Below are 20,485 nucleotides of genomic sequence, written 5' to 3'. Positions count from 1 at the left end.
AAACATCCATGGTTCTATGTCGCAACCCGATTTCCATTTAGAGGGCCTCAGCAGTAAAATTGTGCAATTTTGCATAGGTTTTCAGATGCCACGATAGTACTGAATTGCTTGAGAAAACGGGCTTTTGTAGCTGATCTTGAATCACAGGGATTGCACCGGCGGTTTTGAGGTTAGTGCAGCTGATGAAAACAGAATCTACGTCAGGGTCTTGTCCCAATCTGATAGCAGATTCGATGATTGAAGCAGGATCAATCCGTGCCACTCTCGACTCTACTGGCTCGTTAAAGCTGCCAAAAACATCTGTCGAAAGCCCGGCGGTGGCGAATGCGCGACTAAGTGGCTCATTCACGCTTTCTGTATAGGGCGACAGCAACGCCATTCGTGACACGCCTTGATCCGCGGCATATGCAATTGCTGCGCGAAGTGGGTTGGTGACATGGGCAACGTCGCAGACGCTTTGCACCATTTTCTCGATCGCGTCAGACCCGATGATTGCGCTGGCTGACGTACATCCATAGCCGATTGCTGCATAGGGCACGGTGCTTGGTAACAGCCGCGCGGAGGCTGTGATGTCATCTTTCATCGCGCTTAGTGTTTCGGGCGTTACGGATTTTGCGCTGGCGATCCGGCTTACGTAGAGGGCCGCGTTGGCCCCATTAAAGCTGTCGCGGAACTCGTTTTCTAGCGTCTCATCCGCTTGCAAGACAATCACACCAAGCGCGGGCGGAAGTGCCGATACAGGCATAACTGAGTAGGGCATCTCCATCATATGGACGCGATCTCCGCTGGGGCCTGCGGGCTAATGTAATAGGGGGCGCCGTCGGTGATGACGATATTTTCCTCATGCACTAAAATCTTGTCGCCCAGTGCAATTCCCGGCTCGAGCGTTAGGATCATACCTGCTTCGAGGACGGTATGATCTGTCGGTATCAGGGAGGGCCATTCGGTCAAGGACATGCCCAAGCCATGCCCTAAACGACCAGCATCCGTGATTTCACCACCGCGGCTGAGAACTCTGTTCATCGCATGAAACAAGTCTGCCGCCGTCGCCCCCGTTTTGGCAATTTCAAAGGCTGCGTTGCTTGCTTCGATAAGGGTTTGATGAGCCGCCTTAACCGCTCTGCTGGGGCTGCCGATGGACCAATTACGATCGAAATCCGCAAAATAGCCGTCCCACACCAGCCCAGTATCCAGCATCAGAACATCCCCCTGTGAAAGGGCACGGGTGTGCGCAGGCGAGATCACATCGCGGTAGCCATCTTGCTCTGCGGCACCGGCCAAATAGGGCACCCAGTCAGCACCTTCTTCAAGACACAGGATTTGAAAATTACGGAAGATTTTATCGAGCGGTACGCCGGCACGTGCAATTTCTGGAACGCGTGAAAATGCCCGCCCAGCGATTTCACATGCATGGGTCACTTTGGCGATTTCGGCGTCTGATTTAACCATCCGAAGCGCACGCAGAATGCCGTGATCTGTCGCAATTTCAATGGATTCTGCCAAGGCCACAAGGTTGCGATACGGCATCCTCAGGTGCGTTTCATGTCCGTCTGGCACGCCGATCAAGCCATTTGGAGCAAGCTCTTTCAGCGTGTCGATCAAAAGACTGAGGCCGTCATCGCTTAGGTCGGGGGAACTCCACGACCGAATATCATCGATCCAAGTCTGGCCCATTAAATCTACACCAATTGACGGGATGACGGCGACCGGTTTTCCGTGCGCTGGCACTATCAAGAACCATGGACGGGTAGGGCTTTCCCAAAAGCGGGTTAAGTAGCCCGTGAAATACGTGACGTCGGGTTCTGTGGTAAGCAACAGTGCCGCAAGCCCGCGTTTTGCCATCATAGCTTGGGCCTTTGCGGTGCGTGCCGCAAATTCAGAGGTCTCAAAGCCCCTCAATCAGCCACTTCCGATAATATGCACAGAATGCGAGCGTCTTTGGTGATGTTAACAGCGGCTTGCACGTCACCGTTCATTGCAGCAGCCACCCCCGCACCACCTGATGCAGTGGTGGCTAAATCTTGGGTTGCAAGGCGCGACAATACTGACGTTACTTCATCATCATCCAGTGTCAGAAATACATTAGCATCACGCGCTAACCCATTGAGGGCAATCAAAGAAGGTTCTTTGCAGTCAAGCCTTCCCATCACGCTATCAGGGCCATTAGCAAAGACGCATTCTCGCGCTTCTATGCTTTTTTGCAAAGCGGGTGCTGACGTGGGCTCTACGACGATGATTTGCGGTGCTTCGAGCCAAGCTTGGCGCATATACGCAGCCGCTGCCCCCGCCAAACCGCCCACGCCTGCCTGTAAAAAGATATGTGTGGGGGGCTCTGGACATTGGGCGACGGCCTCCGCTGCCATTTGTACGTAGCCTTCCATCAAAGTGTGCGGCAAATCTGTATAGCCGTCCCATGAACTGTCGGACAAAAGCGTCCAGCCGTTGTCTTTTGAGGCCTGCATCGCAGCTGCCATCGAAGCCGCGTAATCGCTTCCCTCGCGCACAACGTCGGCCCCAAGGGCGCGCAGCTTTTCACCAAAGACCTCGGGGACCGTGGTTGAAATATAGACAACTGCTTTTGCACCAAAAAGCCGCGCACCTGCCGCGACGCTCATCCCGTGATTGCCCGCGCTGGCAGTGACAAATGTGCGCCCATTCAAAGTGCTGCTATCTGGGTTTTCCGTAATATCATTTGCCTGTCGCGCGATGACATAAGCCGCCCCGAGCGCTTTGAACGAGCCAAGACCCATGCGGCTGCGTTCATCTTTAATCCAAAATGCCGATACAGGTGCAAGGCCTTCGGCTGCAACCAGCGGTGTTCGCGCGGCATGGGGGCATTTGTTCAGAAGCTCCGCAACGCGTCCAGCATCCGTTGAAGGGTAGGGCGCATTCGGTGCGAGCTTTGGATGCCCGCGTAATGGATTTTCAAGCAGTTCCATTTGGTCCTGACTGCGGCGTGTGGCAAAAACCGATGCGTCGCGTTACTCTTTTCCTCGCTAGCCTATCCCGTGATTTTGGGAGTAGGGGTTCAATTGCGGCACTTGATGCTTTTTTCGCGCTTTTTCACCGGGGTCCCAGACCTCAATATGAAGAGGGTGGCATTTAGCGGTGTCCGATGAATGTTCAGATGAGCAATCGCCACCGGGACAGGCGGATAGCCCCACAAGCAAATCGATTTCGGCGTAAAATTCTAGGTAATCACCAGGCCGCACCGGGCTTGATTTCATGAAATACTGCCCCGTATCTTTGGTGAAACCAGTGCACATGAAGACGTTTAGCACGTCATGAACATAGGTTTCTGCCTCACTCGTGGACAGCTTGGCATGCTCGGCCAAAGCACGGGTAAGGTTGGAGTGACAGCAATAATGATAGTCATCACCCGACAGCAACCGCCCCGTGTAGGGGTCGCAGCGCGTGCCGATCACATCATGAACCGAGCCGCCATACATATCGAAACCGTACCAATCGAGTGTGTCATCCACGATCGTTGCCATGGCGCGCATGTGCGGAAAGCTTGACCACATCAGATCGCCCGTCGACAGATGCGTGCCGTGCAGCGCGCGGGTTTTTCCCGAGTAGAATTTCTCTGAAAGATCGTTGGCGTTCCAAAGGTTTAAATCACCCACTTGCGGCCCGTCCACCGACAGGATCCGAAAGAACGCGCCGGCAGGTACCTCGATACAGCCTGCGGTTCTTGGCGCGATCTTGATCTGGTTCGAAAGTTTTGCGCTTTTGCGGATATGTTTGAGCGCGCCAACGTCCGGTTGCGGCAAGGTTTCAGGCGGATAGCAAATGACGGGGCGGACCCGTTGCATTTGCTCTGCTGTTTCAGGCGCGCGGTGGTTTGGTTGCCCAAGCTTCATTGTTCAGGCGCCTGCCGGCAAAACGGCGTTCACAGCCTTTACTGTTTTGCCAACCACTTCGTCGACCTCCGCATTAGTTAGGCAGAAAGGCGGCGCAAAACCCAAGATGTCGCCTTGGGGCATGGCCCGCGCGATCACGCCTTCACCAAGCAAGGCTGCTGATACCTGCGCACCAATTTTGTCGGCTGGATCAAAGAATGTGCGTGGGTCGCGGTCTTTGACCAACTCCACCGCGCACAGCATCCCTTCGCCGCGAATTTCGCCAACATTAGGGTGATCTGCGAGGGCTTCATGCATGGTCTTATTCAGATAAGCACCCACTTTGCCTGCGTTCTCAACCAAGTTGAGGTCATCAATCAGTTTCAGGTTTGCGACACCTGCAGCCGCACCAATTGGATGGGCCGAGTAGGTCCAGCCGTGCCCGATGGGACCGTTTTCATCCGTGCCGCGCTCCAGCACTGACCACATTTTTTCAGACACGATTGAGCCAGAAAGCGGCGCGTAGGCAGACGTAAGCCCCTTGGCGATGGTGATCATATCGGCCTCAATGCCGTAGTGATCGCTGCCAAACATGGTGCCGAGGCGGCCGAAACCAGTTACCACCTCATCTGCGATCAACAAGATATCGTGTTTTTTCAACACGGCCTGAATAGCGGGCCAATAGCCCTGCGGTGGGGGTACGATGCCGCCGGTGCCCAGAACAGGCTCGCCGATAAATGCTGCGATCGTATCAGCACCTTCGCGTGCAATCAGCGCTTCTAATTCGGCAACACAATGTGCAACGAACTGTGCTTCTGTCTGGGATGTATCCGCGCGGTGATAATAATAGGGCGCTTCGGTATGAATGACCTGATCAACGGGTAGGTCGAATTTCTTGTGAAAGAGCTCAAGCCCTGTCAACGACCCTGTCACGATGCCCGAACCATGATAGCCGCGCCAGCGCGAGATGATCTTCTTCTTTTTGGGCCGTCCGAGGATGTTGTTGTAATACCAGATCAGCTTGATGTTCGTCTCATTGGCGTCCGAGCCGCCCATGCCAAAATACACTTTGGACATGTTGGAGGGCGCGCGATCAAGGATCATTTTCGACAGTGTTACGGAAGCTTCGGTGCCGTGGCCCACGTATGAGTGGTAGTAGGCCAGCTCTTTTGCCTGCGCACCAATGGCCTCTGCAATTTCTTTGCGACCGTATCCAACATTTACGCAATAAAGTCCCGCAAAGGCATCTAGAAGCCGTACCCCGTCACGGTCTTCAATGTGACACCCGCTTGCCGTGCGGATGATCCGTGTGGCGGTTTCTCCCCGCGCGTGTTGGGCAAGATGTGTTGAGGGATGAAAGAAGTTTTCACGGTCCCATTGTGCGAGTTGGTCGTTGTGTAGCAAGGCTCACCTATTCGGTTTGCGGCGCGCGGCCGTGGGTCGAAAAACTGGAGCCTTGTGCGCGACAGGCGGCATAGTGCTCCGCTCGTCCCGACAGCAGCGCGCAATGCCTTTATTGTCGAGATGACAAAAGCTTAGCGAGAGTCGAATTATATTTCTAGTATTTTGTGTTCGAACCTTAAGGGCGCGTTAACTCTTTGTAATCGTGTGAATTTATATCTGCTCCGCGTATTTTTGAGTATTTTTATCGACGCGAAGTGACGTGGCTGTACTCCGGTGTGTCGTAATTTGAATTGACCAATTCCAAAGCTAGCCGGCAGTCTTTTAGCCAACAGGCTAGCCTAAAGTGGTGCCATTGGCGCTATTTCAGATTGGTCGGTTTCCTAGAATATTGATCCAACAAAAATAAGAAATGGATAGCCGATGCCGATTGAACATGCGCCGTTTTCTCAGACTGAATATGACCGACGCATCGCGTTGACCCGCACTGCGATGCAAAAAGCCGGGCTTGATGTTTTGTTTGTGACGGACCCGTCAAACCAAGCTTGGCTTACCGGATACGATGGTTGGTCGTTCTATGTTCATCAGGGTGTCATTCTGGGGCTTGAGGGAGAGCCCGTATGGTGGGGCCGTATGATGGATAAGTTCGGCGGGCAGCGCACTTGCTGGATGGCCGATGAAAACGTGATTGGCTACGGCGACCACTTTGTTCAATCAACCACCTATCATCCGATGCAGGACCTCGCAGAGCAGTTGCGAGCGCGTGGTTTTGAACGCGCGCGGATTGGTGTTGAGATGGAGAATTACTATTACTCCGCCAAAGCGCATCAGGTGCTGTCTTCCGAGTTGCGGGATGCCACAATTACCGATGCGACGGCAGTTGTGAATTGGCAGCGGCTTATCAAATCCGATGAGGAAATTGAGTTCATTCGCAAGGCCGCACGTATCTCGGAAAAGGTTATTGAAACCGCTCTTGAAAAAGCGGCCCCTGGCGTTCGCAAAAATGATCTGGTGGCGGACATTATGCACGCGGGCATCACCGGTGTTGGGGATGACTGGGGGGACTACCCGGCCATTGTTCCCCTGACGCCGTCGGGGCTGGATGCAACCGCCGCCCATTTGACGTGGGACGGACGGCCCATGCAGGCAGGTGAGGCCACGTTTTTTGAACTTTCTGGCTGTTACCGCCGCTATCATGCGCCGCTCTGCCGTACTGTATTTTTAGGAAAGCCGTCTGATGACATGCGCCGTGCGGAAGCTGCGCAAATTGAGGGGATCGCTGCAGGGCTCGAGGCTGCCCGAGCGGGGAACCGGACGTGCGATATTGCCAATGCCTTCATGGATGTTTTGGCCAAGCATGGTATTTCACGGCAAGGGCGCATGGGCTATCCGATCGGCCTAAGCTATCCGCCTGATTGGGGAGAGCGCACCGCATCCATCCGCACCGAAGATGAAACGGTTCTACAGCCTGGCATGGTGTTTCATTTCATGCCCGCACTTTGGATGGACAGTTGGGGGCTTGAGACCACTGAGACGATTTTGATCACTGAAACTGGAGCGGCCGAAGCTCTTTGCAATATTGAGCGTAAGCTCTTCGTGAAAGACTAAAGTCATGGCCAGCCTGAAAGAAACCACGGAACTGTTGGGAAAGCTCATCTCGTTTCCCAGTGTGTCCAGCGACAGCAACCTTGATCTGATCAACTTCTTGGCGGAATATCTCGAACAGGCGGGGGCAAGGGTTATCACCCAGCCGTCGGCGGATGGGACCAAGGCCAATTTGTGGGCAACACTCGGGCCAGAGGGACCAGGTGGTATCGTGTTGTCGGGGCATTCGGATGTTGTGCCTGTGACGGATCAAGATTGGACCAGCGATCCCTTCGAGATGGTTGAGAGGGACGGCAAACTATTCGGCCGTGGGACCTGTGATATGAAGGGGTTTATCGCAGCAGCCGCAGCCAAGGCGGCAGATTACGCTGCCAAACCCCTTAAAAGGCCAGTACATTTTTCGTTTACATATGACGAGGAAACCGCCTGTTTGGGCATTCAAGATCTTGCCAAATGGTTGACCGAGCAGGATTTGCGCCCTGCCTTGGCAATTGTCGGTGAGCCGACGATGATGCAGGTGATCGAAGGGCATAAAGGGTGCAATGAATACACCACCCATTTTCACGGGTGCGCAGGGCATGGATCAATGCCCGACCTTGGGGTGAACGCAGTTGAGTATGCAGTCCGCTATGTCTCGCGTTTGCTGGACATCGGCGAGCAGCTGAAAACCCGTGCGCCGGCAGACAGCCGATTTGAACCCCCTTGGACTACGATCAACACAGGGGCGTTGGTGGGCGGCACAGCGCACAACGTTATCCCAGAGACAGCCTCGGTCGATTGGGAATTCCGCCCCGTACAAACGAGCGATTTCCACTTCGTCAAAGAAGAGATCGAAGACTACGCACAATCGGTTTTGTTGCCCGCAATGCAAGCGGTTGATCCAGATGCCGATATCCGAACAGAAATCATTGGCGAGGTAGCGGGACTTGAGCCTGCAACCGTAAATGAAGCCCGCGATATTTTGTTGGAGTTAACGGGCGAAAATGGCGCGGGGGTGGTGCCGTTTGGGACAGAAGCGGGTATCTTCGGGTCCCTCGGGATGTCAGCAGTGGTTTGCGGTCCCGGCTCAATCGAACAAGCTCACAAACCCGATGAATTTCTTGCACTTGATCAATTGCAAAAATGCCTGACGATGCTGGATGATTTGGAGCGTAAAGTGCATGCATAAACTGACATTGTGAGCAGGGTGTGCACTGGTTGTGTGCGAGTTGAACGGCGCAGAGGATTTCTTACGTAATAGTCTTTGGTCGTTGTTACCGCCGAGGATTGCAGGAAGCCTAAACGTCAAAGCTCAAGACCACGTTAATCAGCGCACCATGCAGATATGCGTCTCACAACAACCATTTTAGTAAAAATGGCTCCGACGGTAGGGATCGAACCTACGACCAATTGATTAACAGTCAACTGCTCTACCGCTGAGCTACGTCGGAACACTCGAGAGGGCTATAGCAATGGTGTTTGGGCGCGTCCAGAGGCATTTTGGCAAAAATAACAAATTTAAGAAGGAATTTTTTCGAGCAGTCGGAATTTGCCTTGAATAGAAAGGATTCCTTCGTGTGAAACGCGTTTTTTAGTCATAAGATCAATGAGATGGGCCAGTACGTTTTGCTCGGCAGCGGGCCAAAGATTGGGGTTGATGTCACTGTATATCTGCTGTGTCAGATCTTTTGGCGTCTGTGGCCCTGCTTCCAACGTTCTGATGATCTGTTTTGTGCGTTCCATGCGGTGGCTGATGAGCCATTCAATCCGTTTTTGGGGGTCTGCGATGGCTTCTCCGTGCGCAGGTAGCAGTCTACGCGCTGCGCGCGTTCTTGTTTGTTCACATGAGGTAATGAACTGCGTCAGGTCCCCATCGGGCGGCGCCACCAGCGATGTTGCCCATGCCATGATCAAATCACCGCAAAGCTCAACATCCCCCACAGCGAAGCTCATGTGATTGGCGAAATGGCCGGGTGTATGATGCGCAGTGATGCGCCAGCCCGCATGTTCGATTACTTGGCCCTCATTTAAGCGAACATCCGGTGTAAATTGATGATCCACACCTTCGCCTCTTTTTAGGGTGTCTGTCTGGGCGAGGGCGCTCATGACACTGCTCCGGCCTGTGGTGCTGTCTCCAAAGGCGTGTACTTTTGCGCCCGTGATTGAGGCAACGCGGGCGGCAAGAGGGCTGTGGTCAAGGTGGCTATGGGTCACAAAAATATGCGAGATACGCTGATCTTTTTCGAGAGCGTCCATGATGGCTTGACAGTGGGCGTCATCAAGCGGGCCGGGGTCCACCAGCGCAAGGTCCGATGTGCCAATAAGAAAGCTATTGGTCCCCGCGCCAGTGAGCGGCGAGGGGTTATTGCAGGTGATCCGTTTGATGTTTTGAGCCACCTCAATGGGCTGGCCGTAGGGCAATGACATTTTCGGTGCTTTCCATCTGGGGGGCGCTAGGGGTAGATATAGGGCATGATTTTCCCGTGGCTCAAACGATATATGCCGCGCTCGCTTTATGGCCGGGCCGCGCTGATCCTAATCCTTCCGGTTGCTGTGCTGCAAATCGTGGTGGCCGTGGCATTTGCTCAGCGTCATTTTGATGGTGTGACAGAACAGATGAGCCGCGTTCTGGCCATTGAGTTGCGCTATCTGACATCGCAAATTAACAACGCGGCGGGTGCTGAGACTGCTGCGGTTGAAGCAGGTCGCATCGCGCGTGCTTTGGATATGGAGCTAATCGCTGATCCCATTGATGGCGTCATCAAAGGGTGGAGCGATATTTCGGGCATCACGATCGCGCGGGTTTTGAATGATGAGGTGCCAAAGCTTTCGGGTATTAACTTGGCACTTGAGCCCTCGCTTGTCGGGGTCACGCTTTCGACGGACCACGGGCTATTTACTGTAACGCTTGATCGCCGCCGTCTGTCACCTAAAAACCCACATCAGCTTTTTGTTTGGATGGTCGCCATCGGTGCGGTGATGCTCGTCATTTCGTATATGTTTTTGCGCAACCAATTGCGGCCGGTAAAGCGGCTGGCGGTTGCGGCAGCTGCCTTCGGGCGAGGGCAGGTGGTGTCTCTGACGCCCACGGGGTCCACGGAAATGCGCGCAGCGGGGACGGCCTTTTTGGATATGCGTGCACGGATTGAACGGCAAGCGCAGCAGCGGCGCCTGATGTTGTCGGGGATCAGTCATGACCTGCGCACGCCGCTGACCCGCATGCGGCTTGGGCTGTCGCTGATCGACGAAGACACCAGCGAGCTAGAGGGTGATGTGGACGCCATGCAGCAGATGCTTGATGCGTTTTTGAATTTCGCGCGTGATGAAGGCACGGAAGAAACAGAAATGGCCGATCTGGGTCAGCTGATTTCGGATACAATTCAACAAAGTCAGCGTGCAGGGTTTGACGTCACAGCGGTAGGCGCAATTTCTAAGGTGTCGATGCCCTTGCGCCCTATGGCAATCGGCCGGTTGCTGGATAACCTCATCTCGAATGGTGCAAAATATGGCACCCGTGTTGGGGTGTCACTTGCGGTGAGCGAGCGAAGCGTGTGCATCACCATTGAAGATGATGGTCCTGGTATTGATCCTGAGTTTTATGACACTGCATTGCGCCCGTTCACGCGGCTTGAAGGGGGTCGTAATCAGAACAAAGTCGCGGGTGTCGGGCTTGGTTTGGCAATTGCCAATGATATCGTACGCAGCCACGGCGGGTCTTTGCGCCTTGGTGTCAGCGATGCGCTTGGGGGTTTGCGTGTTGATGTGGTGTTGTCACGTCCCGCACCTGACTAATGAAGCGGCGTGTGTGGTAGGCCCGGCAGGACTTGAACCCGCGACCAAGCCGTTATGAGCGGCCTGCTCTAACCAGCTGAGCTACAGGCCCACGCGTCATTGTGCTATCCTTGGCATTCAATAGGGTCAAGGTGGCATGATTGGTTTTTGTGCTCCAGTTTGGTGCAAACTACAGTTCAGATTTCAGGCGTTATGCACCGCGAACGCGGCTTAAACCCCATCTCCCTTTGACCCCTTCGCGCGGACCTGCTACGTGGCGGCAACATCATTGTCCGGAGCGCGCATATGTCCAATGACACCCCCACATCCCCGCAATCATTGAGCTATGCTGACGCTGGCGTTGATATCGACGCAGGCAACGCTTTGGTCGAACGGATCAAGCCCGCAGCGAAGTCTACCAACCGTGCTGGTGTGATGGCTGGCTTGGGCGGTTTTGGTGGGCTGTTTGACCTTAAGGCGGCGGGTTATAGCGATCCAATTTTGGTTGCGGCGACAGACGGTGTTGGCACGAAACTGCGGATTGCGATTGATACAGGCAACGTTGACGGTGTTGGCATTGATCTGGTGGCGATGTGCGTGAACGATTTGATTTGCCAAGGCGCAGAGCCGCTTTTCTTTTTGGACTACTTCGCAACAGGCAAGCTTGAGCTTGATAGCGCTGCGCGCATCATCGAGGGGATTGCAGCCGGCTGTAAGGCCAGCGGATGTGCCTTGATCGGTGGTGAAACTGCCGAAATGCCCGGCATGTATGAGGGCGGTGATTTTGACCTTGCGGGTTTTGCTGTTGGCGCGATGGAGCGCGGCGTTAGCTTGCCTGCTGATATCCAACCGGGTGATATTCTGCTGGGTCTTGCCAGTGACGGTGTGCATTCAAATGGCTTCTCGCTTGTGCGCAAAATCGTCGAAGTATCAGGTCTTGGTTGGGACGATGTATGTCCTTGGGACGCAAGCCAGACTCTTGGTGCTGCGCTTTTGACACCAACGCGGCTTTATGTGCAAAGCACTTTGGCGGCCTTCAAAGCCGGTAAAATTCAAGGTCTTGCCCATATCACTGGCGGCGGACTTACCGAGAACTTGCCCCGCGTTCTGCCAGAAGGCTGTGCCGCGCAAGTTGATCTTGATGCGTGGGACCTGCCACCGGTTTTCAAATGGCTTGCCCAAGAAGGTCAGATGCATGCAGCTGAGTTGTTGAAAACATTTAACTCCGGCATTGGCATGGTGGCCGTTGTGCGCGAGGCCGATGTGGCAGACGCGGTACGTATTCTGGCCGAGCACGGCGAGATTGTTGTGCCCCTTGGTCAAGTTACCGAAGGCGATGGTCAGGTTCACTACTCCGGCGCCATCGCGTGAGCAAAGCTGAAGGGGATGTAGACCGCCTGCGCGTGGCGATTTTGATCTCTGGCGGGGGCTCAAACATGATGACCCTGCTCGATGACATGGGGCGTGATGATCATCTTGCAACACCAGTGATCGTAATCGCTAACCGCCCCGATGCAGGCGGGCTGGCAAAGGCGCGCGCGAACGGTGTCTCAGCACAGTGTATCGATCACAAAGCTTTCGACAGCCGTTCAGAATTTGAGGATGCGCTGCATGGGGCGCTGCTTGATGCGGCTCCTGATCTAATTTGCTTGGCGGGCTTTATGCGCATTCTAAGCGCTGAGTTTGTGGCAAAGTGGGAGGGGCGTATTCTTAATATCCACCCATCGCTTTTGCCAAAATACAAAGGTCTTCATACCCATGCCCGCGCCATTGAGGCGGGCGATGATCTGCACGGATGCACTGTGCATCACGTCACCGCCGCCCTTGATGATGGGCCGATCATTGGCCAAGCGACCGTGCGGATTGCAGCAGATGATACGCCAGAAAGCCTTGCGGCCAAAGTGTTGGTGCAAGAGCATCTGCTTTATCCCAAAGCGTTACGGATCGCGTGCGAAAGCATAATACAGAATTAAGACATTAAAATCGGCTTGGAGATGTGGCCGGAAATGGCTACACAAGATGAACTTCGGGACGTCCCCGACAACTAAAGAACGGCCGCACATGCGCACATTGACCACTACCAAAGCTTTATCCGAATTTTGTGCCAGCGCACGCGAGTGTGACTACGTTACAATCGACACCGAGTTTTTGCGCGAACGCACGTATTACTCAAAGCTGTGCCTGATCCAGATGGCCTATCGCGGTGAGAATGGTGCGGACGCCGTGCTGATTGATCCGCTGGTGGATGATTTGTCGCTTGAGCCGCTTTATGATTTGTTCCGTGACACCTCTGTCGTCAAAGTGTTTCACGCCGCCCGACAAGACCTTGAGATTTTCTTTGTGGATGCCAAAGTTTTCCCAGAGCCACTTTTTGATACACAAGTGGCGGCAATGGTTTGCGGTTTTGGTGAGCAGGTGGGCTACGAGACGCTTGTCCGCAAAATCGCACGTCAAGCGCTTGATAAGTCGTCACGGTTTACGGATTGGTCGCGCAGACCTTTAAGTGATGCGCAGAAAACCTACGCACTCGCTGATGTTACCCATTTGCGCGATATCTATGAGTTTCTTAAAGTTGAGATTGAAAAATCCAGCAGAACCAAGTGGGTAGAGGAAGAACTTGAAGTTCTTACATCTCCTGAAACATATATTATTGAGCCGCAAAACGCATGGACGCGTATCAAAACGCGCACGCAATCAGGCCGCTTTATGGCGTTGGTTCAAACTCTTGCAGAGTTTCGTGAAGGATATGCGCAAAGTAAAAATGTGCCGCGCAACCGCATCATGAAAGACGACGCGCTGCTCGAGATGGCCTCCTTAAAACCGACCTCGCACAAAGAGCTGAATGGCGCACGTTTGCTGCAACGCGATGCGCGCCGTGGTGACATTGCTGATGGTATTCTGGCCGCTGTTGCAAAAGGCATCGCGATGCCAGCGGATAAAGCGCCCAAGATTGCCAAGGCGAATTCGAACATCCAAGTGAACCCTGCGCTGGCGGATCTGCTTCGCGTGCTGTTAAAGGCGAAATGCGACACTGCTGGAGTTGCGCAAAAGCTTGTTGCCAACGCAGCGGAGCTTGATGCAATCGCGGCGGGTGAGCGTGATTTGCCATCATTGCGCGGATGGCGCGCCGAGGTATTTGGTCAAGACGCCCTGCGCTTGAGCGAAGGCAAAGTGGCGCTTGCAACCCAAGGCGACAAAGTTGTCACGATTGAGCTTGACGCTGTCTAAGCGGCTAATTCTTTAGCGACGGGTGCGGCGGGCGTTGTCTTGGCCACGTACCTCAATCGCCGTGATGCCTTGCAGGGCAATGTCAGACACAAAAGTACCCACAGTGATTTCCCGTGATGGCCCGCTGCCAACGGGTGCACCGGGGCGAGGCGGCACAACTTTAAACTCAAACGCAAGCAAGCCTCGCGTCTCGGTCTCAACCTCGATCAACTCAGCAGTGTGAAAACCTTGGGTCTGGGGCAGGCCGGTAGCGCGCACAATGGCACCGCCGGGCGCGCGTTCAATCCGCATATCAGCAACTTGCGAAATAAGGGGGCGGATGTCTTGTGCGGTTTCCAACGCACCTGCGGGTGTCAGCCGTTCTTCTTGCCGTTCGTAGTTAAACCAATTCATCGGGTTCACGCGGCTTTCCCGAATGCTTCCACAAGCGGTTAAGCTGACAGCGGCAGTAACGAACACGGCAGATTTAATGATGCGGCGCATGAAAACCCTATACGTTGCGGCGCGAAAATGCGCCTTTATTTGCTATCTGATCAGTTCGGGTTTGAAAACCCTGCGAAAAGCTTGATTGCCCCTAGACGGAGGCGGGGCTGCGACTTACCTCCTCTTCAAGAGAAGCAAAGGAACCGGTCATGGCAGAACAAGAATTTGAAGAATTGGCGGAAACGTTTGAATTTCTGGATGATTGGGAAGACCGGTACCGCCACGTTATTGATATGGGGAAAAGTCTGCCGCCTCTGGACCCTGCATTTCAGGTCGACGCGACAAAAGTTGATGGGTGCGCAAGCCAGGTATGGTTGCGCCCCATGATCCAAGGCACTGGCCCAGATGCGGCGTTCGAGTTTGAGGGCGATAGTGATGCGATGATCGTCAAAGGCCTGATTGCGGTGCTGCACACACTTTATGCGGGGCGCACGGTTGCGGATGTTGGTAAGGTCGATGCACTTTCTGAGTTGGGGCGTCTTGGCTTGAACGATCACCTGTCTGCGCAGCGGTCAAATGGTGTGCGCGCGATGGTCGAACGGATACGGCTGGTGTCTGCAGAGGCGGCTGCGGGCTAAGCCTGCGCCCATGACGTGATTGCCCGCTGCAAATCGCCGTAGCCTGTGAAACGGCGCTCAAAATCAAGGCCAAGGCGGGCGGCGCAGTCTTTTGCTTTGGCAGTCAACTCTGCATCATCAGTCTGCGCTTGATAGACCATCGTTGTGTAGTGCCCAAAATACATGTCCCGCAATTCAGGATGACGATCAAGGCCAAGAGGCTGGATGACGAAAGCATCAAACTGACGTACCAAAAAGTCTGTAAGGTAAAAACACGTCATCTCCCCGCGCGCTTCAAATACAGCGTTGCCCTCAAAAAAGCTGTAACAATGCGGGCCGGTGATCATCTCGACCCCAAGTGTGTCGCAGGTTTGTTGCAGTAAGCCCCCCGTGCCGCAGTCAGCGTAAACCACATAGATCTTTTCATAGGCATTTTGGTGCTGTTCAACAGCCTTGCGGACGGCGTCTGGAATATCGGCTGGCGAGTTGTGCAAAATTGCGGGCAGGCACTTCAGGTCCATGTGCGCCCAACCGGCGGTATTGAGAATATCCAAAATCTCACGAGCAAGGGCACCACAAGCCAACAATAAAATTCGGGCCTCACCAGTTGGCTCAACTCCGTGATCGCGCAAAGTTGCGTCATCCATTATTGCCGCTCCCTGAAACGAAAAGCCCCACCCGAATAATCCGAGCAGGGCTTCTTTTGTTCAAAAATATCCAATTCCTAAAGGCTGGCTTAACCGGCCGCCATTTGGTTGTGTTTACGCGCCATGAATGTTTTCGCGGTCTCAACGGCAACGGCCGCATCACGGCAATATGCGTCTGCTCCGATAGCCCGGCCAAATTCTTCGTTAAGCGGCGCACCGCCAACCAGAACTGTGTAATCGTCGCGAATGCCTTTTTCGACCATCGTATCGATAACAACCTTCATGTAAGGCATCGTGGTGGTCAGCAGGGCCGACATCCCAAGGATATCCGGTTGTTCGGTCTCAAGCGCCTCAAGATAACTTTCGACCGCGTTGTTGATACCAATGTCGACCACTTCAAAGCCCGCACCTTCCATCATCATGGATACAAGGTTTTTGCCGATGTCGTGAATATCGCCTTTCACAGTGCCAATGACCATTTTACCCACTCGCGGCGCTCCTGTTTCAGCAAGAAGCGGTTTCAGAATGGCCATGCCGCCCTTCATCGCGTTCGCGGCCAGCAATACTTCGGGTACAAACAAAATGCCATCGCGGAAGTCATGTCCGACAATCGTCATTCCGCCCACGAGGGCTTCGGTCAGGATGCGGTAGGGTGGCCAATCGCGTGACAACAAAATGTTGACGGATTCCTCGATCTCTTCTTTGAGGCCGTCGTAAAGATCGTCGAACATTTGTGCGACAAGGTCTTCGTCATTCAAGTCTGACAGGATGATATCGTCTTCTTCGGACATCCGCGTGATCCTTTGTTGAGGCGCAAAACGAAAAAAGCGCAGCGGGAATTTTTTATTAGTATTCCAACAAGCTTTCAAAAACCGTTGGCACAATTACGACATGAGTTGCATCCGGTGCGACCGATTGTCATCTATGGTCGATTTTGCGCTATGCGGCGGGGCGTCTGCGGCGCTTTGTGCTGCGTGCTTTGGGCGCGTTGCCGTCTGTGCCGTCGGAGGCCGATGAGAACCCGCCCAATGCCGCGGCGATTACCTCATGGCTGGGCGCATCGTTGCGAGGGCGTTCTTCAAGGGCGGTCCGCATTGCTTTGAGATGCTCAGGCGTTGTGCCGCAACATCCGCCAATAATCTTGGCGCCGCTATCGCGCGCAAGACAGGCGTAATCGGCCATGAGTTGAGGCGTGCCGTCATAATGGATATGCCCGTCGTGATACTTTGGAATACCTGCGTTGCCTTTGGCGATAAGAGGATGCTGGGGATGTTCTGCCGCCAAACCTTGAACTGTGCGCAACAAATCCGACCCCCCCACGCCGCAGTTTGCCCCGAAGGCAACAGGCGGGTTTTCAAGCTTAAGGGTTTTGCGGACCATCTCTTTAGTCGTGATGCCCATCATTGTGCGACCTGCGGTGTCAAAGCTCATCGTGCCGCACCACGGCAGATCCGCCAAAGCAAAGGCTTTTGAGGCCGCGGCAAATTCTTCAAATGCACTAATGGTTTCGACCCACGCGACGTCTGCGCCGCCGGCTTTCAGCCCTTCCGCTTGCTCGTGAAACATCTCCACAGCCAAGTCGAAGGTCAACGTGCCCATAGGGGCCATGATGTCGCCGGTAGGGCCGACTGAGCCAGCTACGATGACTTTGCGATCCGTCACTTTGTCAGCGATCTCACGACCAAGCTCAGCGCCGAGTTTATTGACCTCGAACACCCGTGATTGGGCGTTGTGCAATTTGAGCCGGCTGGCATTGCCGCCGAAAGTATTGGTCAAAAATAGATCGCTGCCTGCGTCAACCGCACCGGCATAGAGCGCTCTGATACGGTAGGGGTGATCGACGTTCCACAGTTCTGGCGGATCACCAGCGCTGAGCCCCATGTTGAAAAGGTTCGTTCCCGTTGCGCCATCGGCAAGCAGCCAATCGCGATTTTGAAGAAGGGTTGTTAAGGGATTGCTCATCAGGGTGCGCCTCGTGACTGGGTGTATCCTGCTAGTGCCACGTTACCCTATTTTAATGAAGTTCATAATTCTCATGTTGATTATGAGGAGCGCATTTTAACTGGCAGACCGAATGGCGCGCAAAACTTCGGCCCCACCTATAGCGAGCGCACGTCTGGATGGCGCGCATAGATAAAGCGGTTTCCACGCAGGGCCAAAGCATGATTTGAATTGGCGCAAGCCTTGGTTTTTTAAAGGTCTCAGGACGCGGTGTAGCCATGTTTGCTCGGCCTTCGGAGGGGGCGCAGAGGCAAGTGAAACTGCATAAACACCGCTGTCATGTGCATCGCGCAGCGCTTGGGTGATCATCGCATGGGCCGTACCGGTTGGTGCGTTTGGATGTGCTCGAAGAAGATCGAGGGTCCAATTACGGCTTTTGCCATTCTCTGGATCAATATCACCTGCGTGAAAGCTGATGAATCCCACGAGTTTATCGTTTTGATGGGCCAGAAACACGATTTGCTCCGCCATCCATTCGGTGCAAAAGGTTCCCATAGAAAAGCCGTATTCGCGGGCATTTTGAGCGACCCATGCTGCGTTAAGCGCCTCCATTTGCGCGGCAGGCAGGGCAGAACCTAATTTAGTAATGACTACGTTTTCTTGGGTGGCGGACTTCAGCTTGCGGCGCAATTGACGGAAATTTGACCCAGCTGTGTTGAACGGCGTGCGTGTGTCGACAACCGCATCATCGGACATGTGCAGGACTTGCCACCCGTTGTTGCGTGCCCGCTGTGCGGTCTGCGCGTTACACTTGTAAATTACTGCATGGTGGCCCGTTTGCAGGGCCGCTTTGTGCAGCGCCTCAAAGTCGATGGGCCGTGCTGGACCTGACAGGGGATCAAACAGAGCGACCAACGCGGATGTAAGACGGCGCACCAGCCATTTGGGGCGGTGGTTCGCTGCTGTATAGACGGCTTCGCTTTCAGGGTGGCGCATCAACAGGCTTTCGCTGCGTGCTGCAGCATGGGCCGCGTGCACGGCATCGTTGTTAGGACGCTCGGCGTAAAAGCTGTTGGCGGGTGCAAAGCCCTTAATAATTCCGAATAGCACGGCGGCGATCATGGCTGGGGTTGCGTAATAAACCACGCGGAATGCGATAAGACTGATCATGACTTCTGGCGCATTGGTAGTCGCAAAAGCAGCCAAGATAGCAAGGTCAAACGGCCCCAAACCCGATGGGGTGTTTGACAAAAGTGCAGCGCCAAGTGCGGCCATGTAGATCGGGTATAGGTGCCAAAGCCCTATCGTAACGCTGTCTGGCAAAAGCACCCACAAAGCGGCCGCCGCCGCGAGGGTGTCAACCGCTGCGCAGATCATCAACCATGCCCAGTCACTGTTTTGGGGCACAGCTAAGTCAGATAGCTTATCGGTTAACCGTGCTGGAATGACGTCCATCCGCCAAAGCGCCCAAGCACCTGCCATAACGGCAATAGCACCTAATCCTGCAACTAAAACATATGCGTTGTGTGCAAAAATAGCAGAGGCAAGCGCGGTTAGAATGCCCCACATCATAATGAAGCTAAGCGCGACGCATGCCGTTAGCATGCCCGTTGTGCGCACTGTCATTGGCCCCACGACTTGCCAACGTATGAACGCACCGATGAACGCGCTTGCGCCCAACGCTTGACCAAGTGCAACAGCCATGAAGCCGCTTCGCCGCGCAAGTTGCCGGCTAATACCCGTGCGCAAAACTCGGTGCCAGACCGCATCATAGCCCGCCACCGCGGACAGACTTAGGGCAGTGAAACCGTACGCAATAATCCAATTGAACAGGCCGATTTCTGAAAAGGCCCGCGTAAGTTCATCCCATGTGGGAAGGCCCGCAGATTGACTGATCCACCAGATACAAAGCCCTGTAACCCCGAGCGGCGCAGTTCGACGGGCAATGTCTTGCAGCCGCCAGCGTCGCGGCGCTGGTTGGGTGTTGGGCAGGGTGGTGCTCACATATTTCTCCAAAGTATTTCGGCCACAGGCGCAACCGTTGCCGGCTGCATCCGGCCGACCTTAGGGCGTCTTGTCTAAACAACATGATAAAGACTTCAATCGCCCAGAAGATAAAATGCCTCAAATTGTCCCGTTTGCCATTTGGCTATGTTTCGTGGTGCTTGCGAGGACGCAGCAGTTGGCGTATGAGGATCGCAAATATCGGGGTATGGGCGATGATGTCCCAAAAGACCCGATCGGAACGGAGACCCCGCACGATGGCGCGTCGCAAACTGATCTACGAAGGCAAAGCCAAAATTCTGTATGAAGGCCCCGAGCCGGGCACATTTGTGCAGTACTTCAAAGACGACGCAACTGCGTTCAATGCCGAGAAGAAAGACGTGATTGAAGGGAAGGGCGTGTTGAATAACCGCCTGTCCGAATACTTCATGGTAGGCCTTGCCAGTATCGGTGTGCCAACGCACTTTTTGAAACGCCTTAACATGCGTGAACAGCTTATTCGCCAGTGCGAGATTATCCCGCTCGAAGTGATTGTGCGCAACCGTGCTGCGGGATCAATTTGCAAGCGTCTTGGTCTGGAAGAGGGGGCGACACTGCCGCGCCCGATCATTGAGTTTTGCTACAAAGACGACTCGCTTGGTGACCCCCTTGTGGCTGAAGAGCACATCATCGCTTTTGGCTGGGCAAGCCAGCAAGATTTAGACGATATGGTCGCTTTGGCCTTGCGCGTGAACGACTTTATGTCCGGTCTGATGCACGGCGTTGGTATCACGCTTGTGGACTTCAAAATCGAGATTGGCCGCGTTTGGGATAATGAATTCCAACGTCTTGTGGTCGCCGATGAGATCAGCCCTGATAGCTGTCGTTTGTGGGATCAAAAGACGGGTCAAAAGCTCGATAAGGACGTTTTCCGTCGTGACCTTGGTAACTTGGCTGACGCCTATACCGAAGTGGCCCGTCGCCTTGGTGTGTTGCCAGCAAACGTAAGCCCTGCGTCAAAGCCAACATTGGTAAACTGATCTGCTAT

Annotated in this window: 19 protein-coding genes and 2 tRNA genes; 8 read left to right on the top strand and 13 right to left on the bottom strand. The window is 54.2% G+C overall.

Features of this window, described 5'->3' with window-relative positions:
- Positions 1-37: 37 nt before the first annotated feature.
- Genes OLX08_RS02260 through OLX08_RS02240 form a run of 5 tightly spaced genes read right to left on the bottom strand, consistent with a single transcriptional unit; the run spans position 38 to position 5,246 of the window.
- Positions 38-769: an Asp/Glu racemase gene (locus OLX08_RS02260; protein WP_391482210.1), complete on the bottom strand. Its 732-nt coding sequence runs from the start codon at positions 767-769 to the stop codon at positions 38-40.
- Entirely contained in the window at positions 766-1,899 is a 1,134-nt protein-coding gene (locus OLX08_RS02255; RefSeq protein ID WP_391482209.1) for a M24 family metallopeptidase, read from the bottom strand. The genes OLX08_RS02260 and OLX08_RS02255 overlap by 4 nt, the downstream gene beginning before the upstream one ends.
- Positions 1,896-2,939: a pyridoxal-phosphate dependent enzyme gene (locus OLX08_RS02250; RefSeq protein ID WP_391482207.1), complete on the bottom strand. Its 1,044-nt coding sequence runs from the start codon at positions 2,937-2,939 to the stop codon at positions 1,896-1,898. The genes OLX08_RS02255 and OLX08_RS02250 overlap by 4 nt, the downstream gene beginning before the upstream one ends.
- Before the next feature lie 57 nt (positions 2,940-2,996).
- Positions 2,997-3,863: an urea carboxylase-associated family protein gene (locus OLX08_RS02245; protein WP_391482206.1), complete on the bottom strand. Its 867-nt coding sequence runs from the start codon at positions 3,861-3,863 to the stop codon at positions 2,997-2,999.
- A gap of 3 nt (positions 3,864-3,866) precedes the next feature.
- Complete coding sequence (locus OLX08_RS02240; RefSeq protein ID WP_391482204.1) at positions 3,867-5,246, bottom strand: aspartate aminotransferase family protein; 1,380 nt, start codon at positions 5,244-5,246, stop codon at positions 3,867-3,869.
- 420 nt (positions 5,247-5,666) lie between these two features.
- On the opposite strand from OLX08_RS02240, the gene OLX08_RS02235 reads away from it, so the two are divergent.
- Both OLX08_RS02235 and argE read left to right on the top strand, forming a co-directional pair.
- Positions 5,667-6,851 (top strand): M24 family metallopeptidase, encoded by a 1,185-nt coding sequence (locus OLX08_RS02235; protein WP_391482203.1) that lies wholly within the window; start codon positions 5,667-5,669, stop codon positions 6,849-6,851.
- 4 nt (positions 6,852-6,855) lie between these two features.
- The gene (gene argE, locus OLX08_RS02230; RefSeq protein ID WP_391482201.1) at positions 6,856-8,016 is read left to right on the top strand and encodes an acetylornithine deacetylase; all 1,161 of its coding nucleotides are present in this window, start codon (positions 6,856-6,858) and stop codon (positions 8,014-8,016) included.
- 187 nt (positions 8,017-8,203) lie between these two features.
- Here argE and OLX08_RS02225 read toward each other — a convergent pair.
- Positions 8,204-8,278, bottom strand: a tRNA-Asn gene (locus tag OLX08_RS02225).
- 67 nt (positions 8,279-8,345) lie between these two features.
- Positions 8,346-9,254, bottom strand: coding sequence for an MBL fold metallo-hydrolase (locus OLX08_RS02220; protein WP_391482199.1), 909 nt, complete (start codon positions 9,252-9,254; stop codon positions 8,346-8,348).
- 45 nt (positions 9,255-9,299) lie between these two features.
- On the opposite strand from OLX08_RS02220, the gene OLX08_RS02215 reads away from it, so the two are divergent.
- Complete coding sequence (locus tag OLX08_RS02215) at positions 9,300-10,619, top strand: ATP-binding protein (protein WP_391482198.1); 1,320 nt, start codon at positions 9,300-9,302, stop codon at positions 10,617-10,619.
- 14 nt (positions 10,620-10,633) lie between these two features.
- Here OLX08_RS02215 and OLX08_RS02210 read toward each other — a convergent pair.
- Positions 10,634-10,710 (bottom strand) — tRNA-Ile (locus OLX08_RS02210).
- Between the two features lie 194 nt (positions 10,711-10,904).
- Here OLX08_RS02210 and purM point away from each other — a divergent pair.
- From purM to rnd, 3 genes are all read left to right on the top strand, one after another.
- Positions 10,905-11,969, top strand: coding sequence for a phosphoribosylformylglycinamidine cyclo-ligase (gene purM, locus OLX08_RS02205; protein WP_391482197.1), 1,065 nt, complete (start codon positions 10,905-10,907; stop codon positions 11,967-11,969).
- Between the two features lie 65 nt (positions 11,970-12,034).
- Positions 12,035-12,571 (top strand): phosphoribosylglycinamide formyltransferase, encoded by a 537-nt coding sequence (gene purN / locus OLX08_RS02200; RefSeq protein ID WP_391483161.1) that lies wholly within the window; start codon positions 12,035-12,037, stop codon positions 12,569-12,571.
- A gap of 88 nt (positions 12,572-12,659) precedes the next feature.
- Positions 12,660-13,826, top strand: coding sequence for a ribonuclease D (gene rnd, locus OLX08_RS02195; protein ID WP_391482196.1), 1,167 nt, complete (start codon positions 12,660-12,662; stop codon positions 13,824-13,826).
- 12 nt (positions 13,827-13,838) lie between these two features.
- Here the strand turns inward: rnd and OLX08_RS02190 are convergent, their stop codons facing one another.
- Positions 13,839-14,309: a hypothetical protein gene (locus OLX08_RS02190; RefSeq protein WP_391482194.1), complete on the bottom strand. Its 471-nt coding sequence runs from the start codon at positions 14,307-14,309 to the stop codon at positions 13,839-13,841.
- 149 nt (positions 14,310-14,458) lie between these two features.
- Here OLX08_RS02190 and OLX08_RS02185 point away from each other — a divergent pair, with 149 nt between their 5' ends.
- On the top strand, positions 14,459-14,887 hold the full coding sequence (locus tag OLX08_RS02185; protein WP_341245671.1) for a SufE family protein: 429 nt from the start codon (positions 14,459-14,461) through the stop codon (positions 14,885-14,887).
- On the opposite strand, the gene OLX08_RS02180 is transcribed toward OLX08_RS02185, so the two are convergent.
- The 4 genes from OLX08_RS02180 to OLX08_RS02165 form a co-directional block, all read right to left on the bottom strand.
- Positions 14,884-15,513 (bottom strand): DUF1638 domain-containing protein, encoded by a 630-nt coding sequence (locus OLX08_RS02180; RefSeq protein WP_391482192.1) that lies wholly within the window; start codon positions 15,511-15,513, stop codon positions 14,884-14,886. The two genes, OLX08_RS02185 and OLX08_RS02180, sit on opposite strands and share 4 nt — an antisense overlap.
- A gap of 89 nt (positions 15,514-15,602) precedes the next feature.
- Positions 15,603-16,304 carry a corrinoid protein gene (locus OLX08_RS02175; protein WP_391482191.1) on the bottom strand — a complete coding sequence of 234 codons (702 nt, stop codon included), beginning with the start codon at positions 16,302-16,304 and terminating at the stop codon, positions 15,603-15,605.
- Between the two features lie 148 nt (positions 16,305-16,452).
- Positions 16,453-17,475, bottom strand: a complete 1,023-nt coding sequence (bmt, locus tag OLX08_RS02170) for a betaine--homocysteine S-methyltransferase (RefSeq protein ID WP_391482190.1) — start codon at positions 17,473-17,475, stop codon at positions 16,453-16,455.
- Between the two features lie 96 nt (positions 17,476-17,571).
- Positions 17,572-19,458, bottom strand: a complete 1,887-nt coding sequence (locus OLX08_RS02165; protein ID WP_391482188.1) for a phosphatidylglycerol lysyltransferase domain-containing protein — start codon at positions 19,456-19,458, stop codon at positions 17,572-17,574.
- 257 nt (positions 19,459-19,715) lie between these two features.
- On the opposite strand from OLX08_RS02165, the gene purC reads away from it, so the two are divergent.
- Positions 19,716-20,477, top strand: a complete 762-nt coding sequence (gene purC / locus OLX08_RS02160; protein ID WP_048597634.1) for a phosphoribosylaminoimidazolesuccinocarboxamide synthase — start codon at positions 19,716-19,718, stop codon at positions 20,475-20,477.
- The last annotated feature ends 8 nt before the right edge of the window (positions 20,478-20,485 follow it).

The sequence above is a fragment of the Nereida ignava genome, assembly GCF_047114695.1.
In the GTDB taxonomy this organism is placed as follows: Bacteria; Pseudomonadota; Alphaproteobacteria; order Rhodobacterales; family Rhodobacteraceae; genus Nereida; species Nereida ignava.
This window is presented reverse-complemented; position numbering and strand designations above follow the sequence as displayed.

Excerpts from the sequence above, each read along its gene's own strand:
- OLX08_RS02250 (WP_391482207.1), bottom strand. The coding sequence starts at position 2,939 with ATGGAACTGCTTGAAAATCCATTACGCGGGCATCCAAAGCTCGCACCG.
- OLX08_RS02185 (WP_341245671.1), top strand. The coding sequence starts at position 14,459 with ATGGCAGAACAAGAATTTGAAGAATTGGCGGAAACGTTTGAATTTCTG.
- OLX08_RS02235 (WP_391482203.1), top strand. The coding sequence starts at position 5,667 with ATGCCGATTGAACATGCGCCGTTTTCTCAGACTGAATATGACCGACGC.
- OLX08_RS02180 (WP_391482192.1), bottom strand. The coding sequence starts at position 15,513 with ATGGATGACGCAACTTTGCGCGATCACGGAGTTGAGCCAACTGGTGAG.
- argE (WP_391482201.1), top strand. The coding sequence starts at position 6,856 with ATGGCCAGCCTGAAAGAAACCACGGAACTGTTGGGAAAGCTCATCTCG.
- OLX08_RS02220 (WP_391482199.1), bottom strand. The coding sequence starts at position 9,254 with ATGTCATTGCCCTACGGCCAGCCCATTGAGGTGGCTCAAAACATCAAA.
- OLX08_RS02175 (WP_391482191.1), bottom strand. The coding sequence starts at position 16,304 with ATGTCCGAAGAAGACGATATCATCCTGTCAGACTTGAATGACGAAGAC.
- purM (WP_391482197.1), top strand. The coding sequence starts at position 10,905 with ATGTCCAATGACACCCCCACATCCCCGCAATCATTGAGCTATGCTGAC.
- OLX08_RS02260 (WP_391482210.1), bottom strand. The coding sequence starts at position 769 with ATGATGGAGATGCCCTACTCAGTTATGCCTGTATCGGCACTTCCGCCC.
- OLX08_RS02215 (WP_391482198.1), top strand. The coding sequence starts at position 9,300 with ATGATTTTCCCGTGGCTCAAACGATATATGCCGCGCTCGCTTTATGGC.
- bmt (WP_391482190.1), bottom strand. The coding sequence starts at position 17,475 with ATGAGCAATCCCTTAACAACCCTTCTTCAAAATCGCGATTGGCTGCTT.
- OLX08_RS02190 (WP_391482194.1), bottom strand. The coding sequence starts at position 14,309 with ATGCGCCGCATCATTAAATCTGCCGTGTTCGTTACTGCCGCTGTCAGC.
- rnd (WP_391482196.1), top strand. The coding sequence starts at position 12,660 with ATGCGCACATTGACCACTACCAAAGCTTTATCCGAATTTTGTGCCAGC.
- OLX08_RS02245 (WP_391482206.1), bottom strand. The coding sequence starts at position 3,863 with ATGAAGCTTGGGCAACCAAACCACCGCGCGCCTGAAACAGCAGAGCAA.
- purC (WP_048597634.1), top strand. The coding sequence starts at position 19,716 with ATGGCGCGTCGCAAACTGATCTACGAAGGCAAAGCCAAAATTCTGTAT.
- purN (WP_391483161.1), top strand. The coding sequence starts at position 12,035 with ATGATGACCCTGCTCGATGACATGGGGCGTGATGATCATCTTGCAACA.